13 protein-coding genes are annotated in these 14,044 nt (G+C 60.4%); 1 reads left to right on the top strand and 12 read right to left on the bottom strand.

Features of this window, described 5'->3' with window-relative positions:
• Positions 1–125 precede the first annotated feature (125 nt).
• The 7 genes from AC1D2R_RS05740 to AC1D2R_RS05710 all read right to left on the bottom strand — a co-directional run bounded on the left by AC1D2R_RS05740 (position 126) and on the right by AC1D2R_RS05710 (position 7,610).
• Positions 126–1,379 (bottom strand): glycerate kinase type-2 family protein, encoded by a 1,254-nt coding sequence (locus AC1D2R_RS05740; RefSeq protein ID WP_477965646.1) that lies wholly within the window; start codon positions 1,377–1,379, stop codon positions 126–128.
• A gap of 17 nt (positions 1,380–1,396) precedes the next feature.
• Complete coding sequence (locus AC1D2R_RS05735) at positions 1,397–2,434, bottom strand: LacI family DNA-binding transcriptional regulator (protein ID WP_477965644.1); 1,038 nt, start codon at positions 2,432–2,434, stop codon at positions 1,397–1,399.
• A 623-nt stretch (positions 2,435–3,057) separates the two neighbouring features.
• A complete protein-coding gene (locus tag AC1D2R_RS05730) occupies positions 3,058–3,915 on the bottom strand; it encodes a transporter substrate-binding domain-containing protein (RefSeq protein WP_477965642.1) in 858 nt (285 codons plus the stop codon).
• Between the two features lie 35 nt (positions 3,916–3,950).
• Positions 3,951–4,733 (bottom strand): ABC transporter ATP-binding protein, encoded by a 783-nt coding sequence (locus AC1D2R_RS05725; protein WP_477965640.1) that lies wholly within the window; start codon positions 4,731–4,733, stop codon positions 3,951–3,953.
• Complete coding sequence (locus AC1D2R_RS05720; RefSeq protein ID WP_477965638.1) at positions 4,730–5,470, bottom strand: ABC transporter permease; 741 nt, start codon at positions 5,468–5,470, stop codon at positions 4,730–4,732. The genes AC1D2R_RS05725 and AC1D2R_RS05720 overlap by 4 nt, the downstream gene beginning before the upstream one ends.
• Positions 5,470–6,189 carry an ABC transporter permease gene (locus AC1D2R_RS05715; protein ID WP_477965636.1) on the bottom strand — a complete coding sequence of 240 codons (720 nt, stop codon included), beginning with the start codon at positions 6,187–6,189 and terminating at the stop codon, positions 5,470–5,472. The genes AC1D2R_RS05720 and AC1D2R_RS05715 overlap by 1 nt, the downstream gene beginning before the upstream one ends.
• Positions 6,186–7,610 carry a M20 family metallopeptidase gene (locus AC1D2R_RS05710; RefSeq protein ID WP_477965634.1) on the bottom strand — a complete coding sequence of 475 codons (1,425 nt, stop codon included), beginning with the start codon at positions 7,608–7,610 and terminating at the stop codon, positions 6,186–6,188. Before AC1D2R_RS05710 ends, AC1D2R_RS05715 begins: the two co-directional genes overlap by 4 nt.
• 175 nt (positions 7,611–7,785) lie before the next feature.
• Here AC1D2R_RS05710 and AC1D2R_RS05705 point away from each other — a divergent pair, with 175 nt between their 5' ends.
• Positions 7,786–8,427, top strand: a complete 642-nt coding sequence (locus AC1D2R_RS05705; protein WP_477965632.1) for a GntR family transcriptional regulator — start codon at positions 7,786–7,788, stop codon at positions 8,425–8,427.
• 315 nt (positions 8,428–8,742) lie between these two features.
• Here the strand turns inward: AC1D2R_RS05705 and rfbC are convergent, their stop codons facing one another.
• From rfbC to AC1D2R_RS05680, 5 genes are read right to left on the bottom strand one after another with little or no spacing between them, the layout of a single operon-like run.
• Positions 8,743–9,288, bottom strand: a complete 546-nt coding sequence (gene rfbC / locus AC1D2R_RS05700; protein WP_477965630.1) for a dTDP-4-dehydrorhamnose 3,5-epimerase — start codon at positions 9,286–9,288, stop codon at positions 8,743–8,745.
• Positions 9,285–10,169, bottom strand: a complete 885-nt coding sequence (rfbA, locus tag AC1D2R_RS05695; RefSeq protein WP_477965628.1) for a glucose-1-phosphate thymidylyltransferase RfbA — start codon at positions 10,167–10,169, stop codon at positions 9,285–9,287. Before rfbA ends, rfbC begins: the two co-directional genes overlap by 4 nt.
• Positions 10,166–11,062 carry a dTDP-4-dehydrorhamnose reductase gene (rfbD, locus tag AC1D2R_RS05690; protein ID WP_477965626.1) on the bottom strand — a complete coding sequence of 299 codons (897 nt, stop codon included), beginning with the start codon at positions 11,060–11,062 and terminating at the stop codon, positions 10,166–10,168. The genes rfbA and rfbD overlap by 4 nt, the downstream gene beginning before the upstream one ends.
• A complete protein-coding gene (rfbB, locus tag AC1D2R_RS05685; RefSeq protein ID WP_477965624.1) occupies positions 11,059–12,108 on the bottom strand; it encodes a dTDP-glucose 4,6-dehydratase in 1,050 nt (349 codons plus the stop codon). The genes rfbD and rfbB overlap by 4 nt, the downstream gene beginning before the upstream one ends.
• Before the next feature lie 54 nt (positions 12,109–12,162).
• Positions 12,163–13,596 carry an exopolysaccharide biosynthesis polyprenyl glycosylphosphotransferase gene (locus tag AC1D2R_RS05680; RefSeq protein ID WP_477965622.1) on the bottom strand — a complete coding sequence of 478 codons (1,434 nt, stop codon included), beginning with the start codon at positions 13,594–13,596 and terminating at the stop codon, positions 12,163–12,165.
• Between the last annotated feature and the right edge of the window lie 448 nt (positions 13,597–14,044).

The raw sequence follows: 14,044 nt of genomic DNA, 5'->3' as shown, positions 1-14,044 counted from the left end.
GGCGTGCCTTCGTGACGGAACGCTTGCATGCCGTTCCCCTACTCGCGCGACCGCATATTTGCCGATCGTCACAGGCGGATTCCGGTTTTGTGCGAGGTTCCCTGTCCGACGGCACGCAGTCGGCTTCATCGAACCAGGATCGCCCGGAAATCGTTGACGTTGGTGCCGGTCGGTCCCGTCTCGAAGAGGTCGCCGATTGCCTTGAAACCGCTATAGCTGTCGTTGCCGTCGAGCAGGCGCCGAGGGTCGAAGCCTGCCGCTCTCAATCGCCGCATCGTTTCGCCGTCCGCAAAGGCGCCTGCATTGTTCTGCGAACCGTCGATCCCGTCGGTATCGGCCGCCAGAAGATGCAGGTCATGCCCCTCGATCGCAAGCGCCATGGCAAGCGCAAACTCGCCGTTTCGTCCGCCCTTGCCTCCCTTGCCTTTCAAGGTGACGGTCGTCTCACCACCGGACAGGATGACCACCGGCTTGGCGAACGGCCTGTCCTTGGCGAGGACCTCGCGGGCAATCGCGGCGTGCACTGAAGCGACGTCGCGTGACTCGCCCTCGATCGAATCGGAAAGGATGGCGGGTGTTATTCCTTGCGCACGCGCTACCGCCGCAGCCGCCTCCAGCGAGACGCCGGCGGATGCAACGACATGGTGCACGTGACGGGCAAAGACAGGATCATCCGGGTTTGGCGCATCGGCCTTCGGCGAGGCCAGATGATCGAGTGCTGCCTGTGGAAGCTGCAAGCCGTACTGCTTGACGATCGCAAGGGCGTCGTGGCGGGTCGAATGGTCAGGTACGGTCGGCCCCGACGAAACAAGGGCCGGATTGTCACCGGGAATATCGGAGACGATCAGGCTGACGACGCGGGCCCGCGTTGCCGCCGCCAGCCGACCGCCCTTGATGGTCGAGAGGTGCTTGCGCACGACGTTCATAGCCGAGATCGGCGCACCTGAAGCCAATAGCTGCTCGTTGAGTCCGATCTCGTCGGCAAGCGTCAAGCCCTCCGGCGGGGCTGGCAGCAGCGCGGAGCCGCCGCCGCAAACGAGCGCAATGACGAGGTCGTCTTCGGCGAGCGTCATGACTGCCTCCATGAGCCGCCTGGATGCAATCAGTCCGGCTGCGTCAGGAACGGGGTGTGCGGCTTCAATGATCTCGATGTGGCGCGTGTCGCAGCCGTAGCCATACCGGGTCACGACGATGCCTTCGAGCGGTCCGTCCCAGACGCTTTCGAGCGCGCCTGCCATCTGGGCAGCACCCTTGCCGGCGCCGACAACGACGGTCCGGCCCTTCGGCTTTGGTGGCAGGTGGCGCTTGATGCCCGTGAGGGGATCGGCGGCATCGACGGCAGCAAAAAACAGGCTTTTCAGGAAGTCACGGGGTTGCATGGAAAGCGTTCCTGACGTCAGCTGTTGAGTGTGAAGGCATCGCTCTCGCCGGGCGCGAGTTCGAGTGGCCAGATCGCATTGCGCGCGCCCTTCGGATAGAATTCCGCATACGCCGGCATGGTGGCAAGCAGCGTTTCGGCAAGCTCCACTCCGAGATCGCGCAGTGACATGCGGAAGCAGGTCAGGGTCGGCTGAAGGAACCTGGCGCGGGGCTCTTCGCGAAAGCCGATGACGGCAAGATCCCGGCCGGGCACAATGCCGGCCTCGACCATTCGGCGGTAGAGGCCGATCGCCATCAGCTCGTAGATCAGGATGATCGCCGTAGGCTTGCTCTCCAGCCCGAGCAAATCGTCCCCGGCCTGATAACCGCCCTGCTCGCTCGACTTCACGCGGATGACCAGCGCCGGGTCGTACTCGATGCCGTGCCGTTCCAGTGCCTGACGGTATGCGTCGACGAAGATGTAGCCGAGATTGATGTCATTGGAAGGAGCCGCAATCGCAATGCGCCGGTGCCCCTTGGAAATCAGGCGATCGACGGCGCAGGCAGCCACGCCTTCGAAATCGAGGTCTATCCAGGTATAATTGCCGCCTGAAGCACTGCGTCCGAGAGCCACGAACGGGATTTTCGCCTTTGCCAGAAAATCGATACGCTTGTCGATGCGCTGGGTGGCGGAGATAATCATGGCATCGACGACATGTCGCGCCACCATGCGCTTCAGATACTCGTGGGGATCCTCCTCGCTTGGGCAAGGGAGCATGACGAGATCAAGCTTGTGGCGAACGAAGACGCTCTGCAAGCCGCCCGTCAATCCGAGAAAGAAGTTGTCGCCGTTCTCGAGGGTTTCCTTGCTGGACTCGATCATCAGACCGATGACGTTTGTCGTGCCCTGGCGAAGGCTGCGCCCTGACTGGTTTGCCACGTAGCCAAGTTCCTCGGCTGCTGCAAGCACGCGCCGGCGCGTCTCCTCGTTCACGTCCGGCTTGCCGTTGAGCGCCCGAGAGACTGTCCCGATAGAGATATCGAGATGCTTGGCCAACTGACGAATTCCCCTCATGTGCGCCAATCTTCCTCCCTCGCTGAAAATGCCTCGTTCCTATTTGCCACACCGAAACGTTTCCGGAAAGCGCCTAGCATCGGGTCATTTCGCGCGGAAGTTTCAATGTGGGGCGAAATGAGGGCTGCGGGTGATGAGACGGGATCGAAGCCCAAGCCGGCAGACCGTGACAGAGTGAGAGGAACGTTCCGGCTCTCACGTTCTGACGTCAAACAATCCAGTTCATCACACGGCCTCTAGGGTCCGTCTCCTCGGGACCCATCTCGGATGTGCCGTCCGTGAACGATGCGCGATCTCTGTCGGTTGCGATCAGGCTCCTTGATGTCAGACGGCAGGAACAGTAAATCAGCGGCATCACGTGTCACCGCTCCGGCCCCAAGCAGTTGGTGGTCTATCCCCGATATTTCGCCATCACGTTACCTCAACAAACAAATGGATCGCGAGCGACAAGGGTCGTGACCGCCGATGGCGCGCATCTTGTAAGGTTGGTGATGCTCCTCAACCACCGTATCTCAAAAAAGCCGGTCAGATCTCGGACGAAACTGTCGATCAGCCATCACCGGAGATCCAGAGAGTGGCCCGGCGGGGGTTCCCACCGGGCTTCGAAACGACGGTCCGCTAGATCACTTCGGCGTAACGTCGAAGCCAAACCACTTTTCCGACAGCGTCTTGATTGTGCCGTCTGCCTTTGCGGCTGCGATCGCGTCGTTGAACATCGCCTTCAGCTCAGCGTCGTCCTTGCGCAGACCGACGGAGCTGCCACGACCCAGGAACCCGCCCTGGAAGCGCGGACCCGCCGTCGCCATGTCCTCGTTGCCCGGCTTCTGCGACGCGGTGGTGAGGTAGGCCATTGATGCCATGACGAGATCGACGCGGCCCGCCTTGAGGTCGAGATCATGCTCCTCGGTTGTCTTGTATTCACGAACCTCGACGACATCCTTGAGATACTTATTTACGAAGGCCGCTCCAGTCGAAGCTGTCTGCACGCCGATCGTCTTGCCCTGCAGCATTGGCTTGATCTTCTCGATTTCAGCCACGGCGCCGGCTTCGTCGCTGGCGAGCGAGAAGACCTGGCCCTTCTCCGGCAGGCCTGCAAGTTCGCTCGACTTGGATGTCGCAAAGGCCTGGCCGGTTGAGCCATACGAGTCGCTGAAGGCGATGACTTCTTCGCGCTTGGCAGTCGCCGACATGCCGGAGACGATGGCGTCGAACTTGCCGGCGTTGAGCGCCGGGATCATGCCGTCGAAGTTCTGGACGACAACCTTGCACTCCACTTTCATGCGATCGCAGAGATACTTGGTGAGCTCGATTTCGTAGCCGTCGAGCGTGCCGTCCGGCTTGGTGAAGTTGTAAGGCTTGAAGGCGCCTTCGGTGGCGATCGTGACCGTCGTCCACTTCTTGTCTTCGCTGTGCGCGACAGTTGCGGCCGCGACCAGGGTGGTGGCGGAGATCGCCGCGAAAATCCGTGAAAGAAGTATCATGTTTTGGTCCCCTTTTTCGTTGTTTGGGTTGGAATCTATTTGCTGATGAACTGCCTGAAGCGCTCTGAGCGGGAATTGAGGAAGACGTCCTGCGGTTTGCCGTCTTCCTCGACGACGCCCTTGTGCAGGAAGACGACGCGGCTGGAAACATCGCGGGCAAAGCCCATTTCGTGGGTCACGACCAGCATGGTGCGGCCTTCCTCGGCAAGGCTGCGCATGACGCGCAGCACCTCGCCGACCAGTTCCGGATCGAGGGCTGAAGTCGGCTCGTCGAAGAGCATCACCTTCGGACGCATGGCAAGCGCGCGGGCGATCGCGGCGCGCTGCTGTTGGCCGCCGGACAAATGCGAGGGATAGAAATTGCGTTTCTCGGCAATGCCGACCTTTGCAAGCAGCGCTTCCGCTTCCTCGATGCATTCGGCCCTTGACCGGCCTTGAACGTGGATCGGAGCCTCGATGACGTTTTCAAGCACCGTCTTGTGGGACCAGAGATTGAAGCTCTGGAACACCATGCCGAGCTGCGAGCGAATGCGGTCGACCTGTCGGCGGTCGGCCGGACGGCTAGCATGCCTGCCGTCCGGGACCATGCGAATGGTTTCGCCGGCGACAGTGACTTCGCCGGAATTCGGCGTCTCGAGCAGGTTGATGCAGCGCAGGAAGGTGGATTTTCCCGAGCCCGATGAGCCGAGGATCGACACGACGTCGCCCTCGTGCGCTTCGAGCGATATGCCTTTGAGGACTTCGACGGAGCCAAAGCTCTTATGCAGGTCGCGGACGCTGAGCGCGACCGGGGGACGAGAGGTGTTCGCCGCGGTCATCGGGCGTCTCCTTCAAGTGCGGGTGCGGCGTCCGCCGCCGGATGATGGGGATCGGGCTGGCGCAGATGCGGGCTCAGCCAGTATTCAACAAGATGCACCAGCCGCGTCAGCAGGAAGTTGATCGCGAGATAAACAGCACCGGCGACGATGAAGACCTCGATAGCGCGGTAGGTCTCGGAAATGATTCGTGCCGCAACGCCCGTCACTTCCATGAGGGTGATGATCGAGGCGAGCGAGGTTGCCTTCACCATCGAGATCATCTCGTTGCCGTAGCCCGGCAGCGCCTGGCGGATCGCCAGGGGCAACAGGATGCGGCGGAACTGCATGAACCGTGGCATGCCGCAGGCGCGCGCAGCCTCGATCTGGCCGAAGGGCACGGATTGCAATCCGCCGCGGATGATCTCGCTGGCATAGGCGGCGGTGTTCATGGTGAGCGCCAGGACTGCGCACCAATAAGCTTCGCGCAGGAGGGGCCACAGGAAGCTGTGGCGCACTGCCGCAAACTGGCCAAGGCCGTAATAGATCAAGAAGATCTGCACGAGCAGCGGCGTTCCGCGGAAGACGAAGACATAGGCGCGCGCAAACCATTCGAGCGCAAGCACGCCGGAGAGCCGGCAAAGGGCGATGGCCAGCGCCAGGATCGCGCCGAGCGCGATCGAGGTTACCGCAAGCGTCAGCGTCAACGGGATCGCCGAGATGAGGCTGAGGAAGGTTTCGGTGAGAAAGCCCCAATCCATCAGCCCCTCCTCACGCCGCGCGACAGCTGTTTTTCGGCGCGCCGCAGAAACACCCCGGAGCCGGTCGAGATGATGAGATAGATACCACCGGCAATGACATAGAAATCGAAGGGCAGGCCGGTGGAACCGGCGGCGATCTGCGTCTGGCGCAGCAGTTCGGCGACGCCTGTGATCGAGACGAGCGCTGACTCCTTCAGCACCACCTGCCAGACGTTGCCGAGCCCGGGCAGCGCGTGGCGCAGCGTCAGCGGCGCGATGATGCGGCGGAAACGAAGGGCGCGCCCCATGCCGCAGGCGACGGCGGCCTCGATCTCGCCCGGATGTACGGCCTTGAAGGCGCCACGGAAGATTTCGGTGAACTGTGCACCGGAGGTCACTCCAACCGCAAGCGAACCAGCGAGGAAGCCGGGAAAACCGAGGAAACCGTCGGCGCCGAACATCTGGCCGATGGCGGATACAAGGGCGCTTCCGCCGAAGTAGAAGAGGTAGATGACAAGAAGGTCGGGTATGCCGCGCAGGACGGTCGTGTAGGTGTCAGCCGCCATCCTGAGGCCGCGACCGCCCGAAATCTTCGCCCAGGCGCCGAACGTGCCGATCACGGCTCCGATCGAATAGCCGGCCAGCGCGATCAGAATCGTCATCCACGCGCCGGCTAACAGCGCCTTGCCCCAGCCGTCAGGGCCGAAGCTTACCAGCTCCAGGATGCCGGGTTGGTTCATCGTGCCTCTCTTTCGGGCAGTGGCGGCTGAACGTCGTCAGGGATGGGGTTGACGAAGGGCGTCCCATCGAGGCGGGCCTTGAGGTCCGCCTTGGCGTCCTCGATGAGTGCTGAGTTGCGGATGAGGTCGATGGCCGTGCTCGCCATTACTTTCGCAGCATGTTCGGTGCCCTTGTGGGCGACGGGAAGCTTGCCCTGGGCAACGAGCTGCCACGAATGGCCGGGCGTGCCGATCGCGTAGGTCGCACCGCGCATCTGCACCGTCGGCACGACCCAGCTGACGCTGCCGACGTCGGTCGAGCCGACGATCGTACTGTCGCCGGCATAGAGCGGGAAGATTTCCTCGCAGAGCGGCTGGTCCTTCTTCGCCTTTAGCCCGAAGCGCTGATAGGAGGAGGCGATGTCCTCGGCGCTCATGGTCTGCTGGAACGCGCGGGCCGTATTGCGGTCCGCCTCGTCAAAGACCGGGGGCCCGAGCCGCTCCAGGTTTGCGAACATCAGCTCCTCGAGCGGACGGTTGCCGACGAGGTTCGCGTCGCCGCTGATCACTTCGCTGCGCACGGACGTCTCCGTCATCAGCGCCGCCCCTTCCGCCACCTTCCTTACGCGGGCGACCAATGCATGCAGCTCAGGCAGGTTTCGCGCGCGGATGAGATAGCGGACGGCAGCACGCGCCTGGACCACGTTGGGTGCGTGGCCGCCAGTGTCGGTGACGGCATAGTGGATGCGGGCGGTCGAAGGCATGTGCTCGCGCATGTAGTTCACGCCGACATTCATGAGCTCGACGGCGTCGAGCGCGCTGCGCCCGAGATGCGGCGTCGCGGACGCATGCGAGGCGCGGCCGGTAAAGTGGAAGTTGAGTTCGTTGCAGGCGAGCGAAACCGGATTGTTGATGCCGGCAAAGGCAGCCGGATGCCAGCAGATGGCGATGTCGACATCGTCAAAGACGCCGGACCGCACCATGAAACCCTTTGACGAACCGCCCTCTTCCGCGGGGCAGCCGTAATAGCGGATACGGCCCTTCAGGCCGTTTGCGGCGAGAAAATCCTTGACGGCGGCGGCAGCCAGCATCGAGCCGGCGCCGAGCATGTTGTGCCCGCAGCCGTGGCCATTGCCGTTCGGCGCGGCCTCGCGCTTCTCGGCAAGTCCGGCTTCCTGACTCATACCAGGAAGCGCGTCAAACTCGCCGAGGATGGCGATCACCGGGCCGCCCTCGCCCGCCTCGCCCATGACTGCCGTCGGAAGGCTGGCAAAGCCGCGTTCGACGCGAAAGCCTTCGATTTCGAGCTGGCGCGCATGCTCTTCTGCCGAGCGGTATTCGCAGTAGTTCGTTTCCGGCATGTCCCATATACGGTCGCTCAGCGCGAAGTAGGCCTCGCGCTTGCTTTCGACGATGTCCCAAACGGCATTCGTGTTTTTCATGGCTTTCAAAGCTATCCGGTTTCGCATAGTATCCAAAATTGGCGCCAATTTATGATACAAAGTTTTTTTGTGCAATCCACATGCGCGAATTAATTTTGGACAGTCCTAAGCGCTTTATGCGCCTACAGAAATTCGATCGGGCGTGATATGGGTCATGGAAATTCCGGGGGTGCGAATGGCGAAGGTCGTGATGAATTCGAAGTCGGAAGGATCCGACGCGCGAGATGTGACCGATCTTGTGCTGCAGGATATTCTTGCAGGCGTTCTGTTGCCGGGAACATGGCTGAAGCAGATCGACCTCGAACGTCGCTACAAATGCACGCGCCCCGAAGTGCGCCGGGCTCTGGACCGCCTTGCCCAGAAACGCTTGGTCGAGCATGTGCCCAATAGTGGCTACCATGTCTATGAACCGGATGGACGGCGGGCACGAGAGGTGAGCGAAATCCGCGTCGTTCTCGAGACAGCCGCTGCCACCGCGATAGTCGAAAATGCGACACCGGCCGAGATCCTCCGGCTGCGGCAACTGGCCGAGCATTTCGACAATATGGCACTGAACGGAACGACGCTGGAGCTTTACGAAGCCAATCTGGCGTTCCATCGCCATCTGCTGATCCTCGGCGGCAACCTCGAACTGGTGGAGCTCGTCACAGAGATTCGCCAGCGGACATCGTCCGCTCCGGTCTCTCAGTGGCGGACGCGCGCGCGCGTGGAGCAGTCCGGCCGCGAGCATCATATGATGATCGATGCGATCGAAGCCAGCGATTCCGACCGGCTTAAGGGCTTGGTGCGTCAGCACATCATGCAGCGCTGTCTCTGAATCCAGGGCACAAGTCCGACGCAGGCGCCGTCAGGTCGTTCGCGTGGATGAAGGCGGCTCGGTTTGAAACCAGACAAGCTTGCAAATCACGCTTTCAAAATGCCACGGGTATCGAATGGATGGGTTCGTCGGCAGCTGACCTGATTTGCCGGCCCGAAGTTTGGCGAGCAACAATTCGAAGGCGTCTTTTGTTCACTGCATCTCTTTGAAGGACGATTGCACGCCGGCGCGTCGCAGCGCGCTACGACGGTGTTAAGACCTAACAGCAGCAACAAGGCCTTTCGCATCCCCGCCCGTCCGGTATTCCGGAGTTCCTCAATCGAAGAATTCAGCTGCCTCAAACGAAGAAGCCGCCGCATCCTTGGGCGAAAGAACAGGCGTACAATCCGTCGGCCAGCGAATGTCCAGCGCGGTGTCGCTCCAGAGGATGGCACGTTCACTTTCCGGCGAATAGATGTCCGTGGTCTTGTAGAGGAACTGGGCTGTTTCAGACAGAACAAGAAATCCGTGCGCGAAACCGGGCGGAATCCAGATTTGGCGCTTATTGTCGGCGGAAAGCATCTCGCCGACCCATTTTCCGAACGTGGGTGAAGATCGACGCAGGTCGACAGCGACGTCGAACACCTCTCCTTCAACCACCCGAACGAGTTTCCCCTGCGGATGACTGATCTGGTAGTGCAGACCCCGCAGCACCCCCTTGGCCGATTTCGAATGATTGTCTTGAACGAAATCGACATCCCGGCCGACAGCCGCGTTAAAACGAGGCTGGTTGAAGCTCTCGAAAAAGAAGCCTCTTTCATCTCCGTAAACTGTCGGCTCCATGAGAAGCACGTCTCCGATATCGAGAGGTCTGACTTTCATCGAGTGCCACCCTCATCCAGGAGCCGCAGGAGGTATTTGCCGTATCCATTTTTGCTGAGCGGTGCAGCGAGCCGCTCGAGCTCGACGGCGCTGATCCAGCCGTTTCGGAAGGCGATTTCCTCGGGACAAGAAACCTTGAGACCCTGACGACGCTCCAGCGTGGAGATGAACTGACCGGCGTCGAGGAGGGAATCATGCGTGCCCGTGTCCAGCCACGCATAGCCGCGTCCCATGATTTCGACCGTCAGGCTGTCGTCGTCGAGATAGCATCGGTTGAGATCGGTGATTTCCAGCTCGCCCCGTGGAGACGGACGCAGCTGTTTGGCAAACTCGACGGCTCGCTGGTCGTAGAAGTAAAGCCCCGTCACGGCATAGTTCGATTTGGCAATCGCGGGCTTCTCCTCGATCGAGAGAACCCTGCGTTCATTGTCGAACTCCACGACACCGTAGCGCTCCGGATCCAGCACGTGATAGGCAAAGACCGTCGCCCCTACCTCACGCGACATGCCGCTTGCGAGCAACATCGGCAAATCGTGCCCGTAGAAGATGTTATCGCCGAGAACAAGCGCCGAGGGCGACCCGTCGAGGAATGTCTCACCGATGACGAATGCCTGCGCCAACCCGTCCGGTGACGGTTGCTCGGCGTAGGAGAAACGCACGCCCCATTCACGACCGCTGCCAAGCAACTGCTCGAAACGCGGAATATCCTGTGGAGTCGAAATGACGAGAATGTCGCGGATGCCCGCCAGCATCAGCGTACTCAGTGGATAGTAGATCATCGGTTTGTCGAATACCGGCAATAGCTGCTTGCTGATGGCAAGTGTTGCGGGATGCAGGCGCGTGCCAGACCCCCCGGCCAGAATGATCCCTTTTCGGGTCATGGCTTCCATCCCCGCTTTCGAAGTTGCTCAAGCATCCGATCGACATGGACAGTCCAGTCCGGCAAGGTGATGCCGAGAGCGGAAGCTAACGCGTCCGTGTTCAATGAGGAATTGTACGGCCGCGCCGCAGGTCGCGGATATTCTTGTGTCGTGATGGGCTCGATATCGTCGGCGCTCGCCTGTAATTCGAAGCCAATCTCCGAGGCGCGTCGGACAATGTGGCAGGCAAATTCGTGCCAGCTTGTCCGGCCGTTTGCAGTGAGGTGATATGTTCCTCCCGCCATGTCGCCGCGACGGTAAGCGGCAACGGCCAGCGCCGTCACATCCGCAATCAATTCTGCGGAAGTCGGCGCACCAAATTGATCGGCGACGATGCGAAGGCTTGGCCTTTCCCGTGCAAGACGAAGTATGGTGGTGATGAAGTTTGCGCCCTCGGCAGAAAAGACCCAGCTCGTCCGAAACAGCAGATGTCTGCAACCCGAGGCCTCTATCGCCAATTCTCCAGCACGTTTCGAGCGGCCATAGACATTCAGAGGTTGCGTTTCGTCCGTCTCCACATAAGGCGATGTTTTGTCGCCGCTGAAGACATAGTCCGTGGAATAGTGAACGAGCAAGGCATTACGGTTGCGAGAGTATTCAGCCATGATCCCCACGGCGTCACGGTTGATCCGAAACGCCGCGTCGGAACTTTCTTCGGCAAGGTCGACCTGGGTAAATGCTGCCGCATTCGCGATGATCTCCGGACGATACCTGTCGAATTTTCCCGCGATCTCGTCGGTTGCCTCCAAATCGACAGCATCGCGGCCCAAGGCCGTCATTCGGCCGAACGGAAGCAGCGTGCGCTGAAGTTCAAGGCCAACTTGGCCACTCTTGCCGAGAAGCACCAGGCTCATGCGTATTGCTTCTCCAGCCAGTTGCGATAGCCGCCTGAGGTGACGTCGTGGACCCAGTCGGGATTGTCGAGATACCACGTCACCGTCTTGCGGATTCCGCTTTGGAACGTCTCGGCCGGCCGCCAACCGAGATCTTTCTCAATCTTGCGCGCGTCGATCGCGTAGCGTCGGTCATGACCCGGCCGATCTTTGACGAATGCAATCTGATCTCTGTATGGCATGCCGTCGACGCGGGGGCGGAGTTCGTCGAGAACGTCACATAGCATCGTTACCACATCGAGATTGGTTCGCTCGTTCCAGCCGCCGATGTTGTAGGTCTGCCCTGGCTCACCCCCCTCCAATACGCGCCGGAGAGCGCTGCAATGATCCTTGACGTAGAGCCAATCCCGGACCTGCTGCCCGTCGCCATAGAGTGGCAGCGGCCCGCCCTGCAGCGCATTGTGGATCACCAGGGGAATGAGTTTTTCGGGAAAATGAAACGGCCCGTAGTTGTTCGAACAATTGGTCGTCAGCACCGGCAGCCCATAGGTGTGGTGATAGGCGCGCACCAGGTGGTCGCTCGCCGCCTTGCTGGCGGAGTACGGGCTGTTGGGCTGATAGCGGGTTTCTTCGTGGAATGCCGGATCCTCGGCATCGAGTGTCCCGAACACTTCGTCCGTCGACACGTGGACAAAACGGAAGGCTGCCTCGTCCCGCGGTCCGGTCCAGTAAGCCCGCGCCGCTTCGAGCAAACGGAAGGTTCCCAGAATATTCGTCTGGATGAAGTCTTCCGGCCCGTGGATCGACCTGTCGACGTGGCTCTCGGCGGCGAAATTGATGATCGCCCTTGGTTGATGCTGCGACAGGAGGCTTGCCAAAAGCGCCGCGTCGCCGATGTTCCCGTGAACGAAGAGATGACGTGGGTCGCCGTCACAAGACCGCAGATTGTGCAGGTTGCCGGCGTAGGTCAAAGCATCCAGGTTCAAGACCGGTTCGTCGGTTTGCGCCAGCCAGTCGAGAACGAAATTCGAGCCGATGAACCCGGCGCCGCCTGTCACTAATATCATCGCCCACGCACCCCTCTCGATACCAACGCAAACACAAAGGTCAGCGACGAACTGCTAGTAGACGTTGGTGCGATCGCGCATGCTGAGCACCGTCGAAAAAATGATCCTGAGGTCGAGCCATAGCGACCAATTGTTAATATACCAGATGTCGTGGCGCACGCGGTCTGCCATCTTGTCGACAGTAGGCGTTTCGCCTCGGTGTCCGTTGATCTGCGCCCATCCGGTCAGGCCAGGCTTCACATGCCGGCGAGAGGCATATTGCGCAATCAGCGTTCCGTAGAGGTCGTCGTGCGCCATTGCATGCGGGCGCGGACCAACTACCGACATCTCACCCCTCAGCACATTCCAGAACTGCGGCAGTTCATCTAGGCTTGCCGAGCGGATGAACGCGCCTACCCGTGTTACTCTGGGGTCGTTGCGTGTGGCCTGGCGGATGTCGCCCTCGTCCTCCAGAACCGTCATGCTGCGGAACTTCAGAATTCGGAACGGCCGGCCGCTGTAGCCCTTGCGCGACTGAACGAAAAACACTGGCCCGCTGCTGTCGAGTTTGATGGCGATCGCAATGACAAGGCAGATGGGAAACATCACCGTCAGTGCCGCGATCGAAAAGGCAATGTCGAAGGCCCGCTTCACGCTGCGTTCGAACATGTCGAGCGGCGGCCGGTGCGTCTGGAAGGCGCGACTCTCGCCAATGCTCTGTGCTGATCCTTCGGCGATGTCGCCAACCAGCCCGGCAAACATTACGCTTACCGGCAAGCAGAACTGGCGCAAAGCTGACAGACATGCCTCCAGCGTCTGCAGCTTGCCATAGTCCCCCCAGATGATCAGCACCTCATCGACATCGGCGATACCGTGCTTCTCACAATCCTCCCGCATAGTGGCCGCGGTGCCGTCTGCTTGGCCGATGTACATCGTATGCTTGACGGAGAGCCCGCCAAGGGCCGCCTTCTGCATGATCGGCTCGGTGAGCGTTGCACTGTGGCAGATCAACAGCACACGCCGGGTAGGGAAAGCGGCGTGGGCGATCGCTCTCTTCAGATACGAATACCACATCAGGCGCAGCGAAATCAGTCCACCCAAAGACAGGATTGCGGTCGACAGGATCGCGCCGCGCGAAACCGTTTCTCCTATCTTCAGAAAGAAGACAATCGCCAGCAAAAATACGAGCACTGCCGGAAGACACGTGCAGATCATTGCCACCTGACGCCGAAACGACAGAATTTCAGGGGGCCGATAAGCATGTAGGCCACCCATGGCCAGGACGAAGACGGTGGCCACCAGCAATCCGATGCCGACATACGGCGACAGATCGCCATAGGCTCCAAAGGCAAACTGCCCATAGAGCCAATAGCCCCCGGTGCTCGCCACAAGCAGCACGACAAAATCAAGCGCCGCGGCAACGTATGTTATAGCAACGCTGTTCAGGCCAAACCAGCTTCGATCGCTTCTGACCGAAAGGCGCCCGCTCCAGCTTTGTTCGACTGGCATGGTCATAACCTGTAACCCTCAACCCGCCAGCTTAGTTAACACAAGATAAACCCATACAACAATCAGCCCATGAATACTCCTTATTCAGTAATTCCGAAGTAGCGGGGCGCCGAATCTGCAAAACCACCGAACTATAAGTTTCAATTCTGGAGTAATATCGCCTGAAGGCGATCGCTGGGGCCCGCGTCGCGTCGCCTTGAGACCAAACGACCACGTCGAACGCGGCGTTCACCTGGAGCTCATTCAGCTCGATGCGCGTCGTTAACGTCTGGCAAACCGGCAGGCGGCGGCTCTGCGCAGCAGCCACGCAGGCCTGGCGCCGATCACTGCGCCGCGTCTGGCTTCAGGCTGGGAAAATCATAATGATTTCCGCTGACTGGGCAGCTGACGACATACTTCCGCCTCTTCCTGATGATGCGTTCGAAATTGCATTCCGCAATGATAGAAG

The sequence above is a fragment of the Rhizobium sp. P1_C7 genome (assembly GCF_056406295.1).
This window is presented reverse-complemented; position numbering and strand designations above follow the sequence as displayed.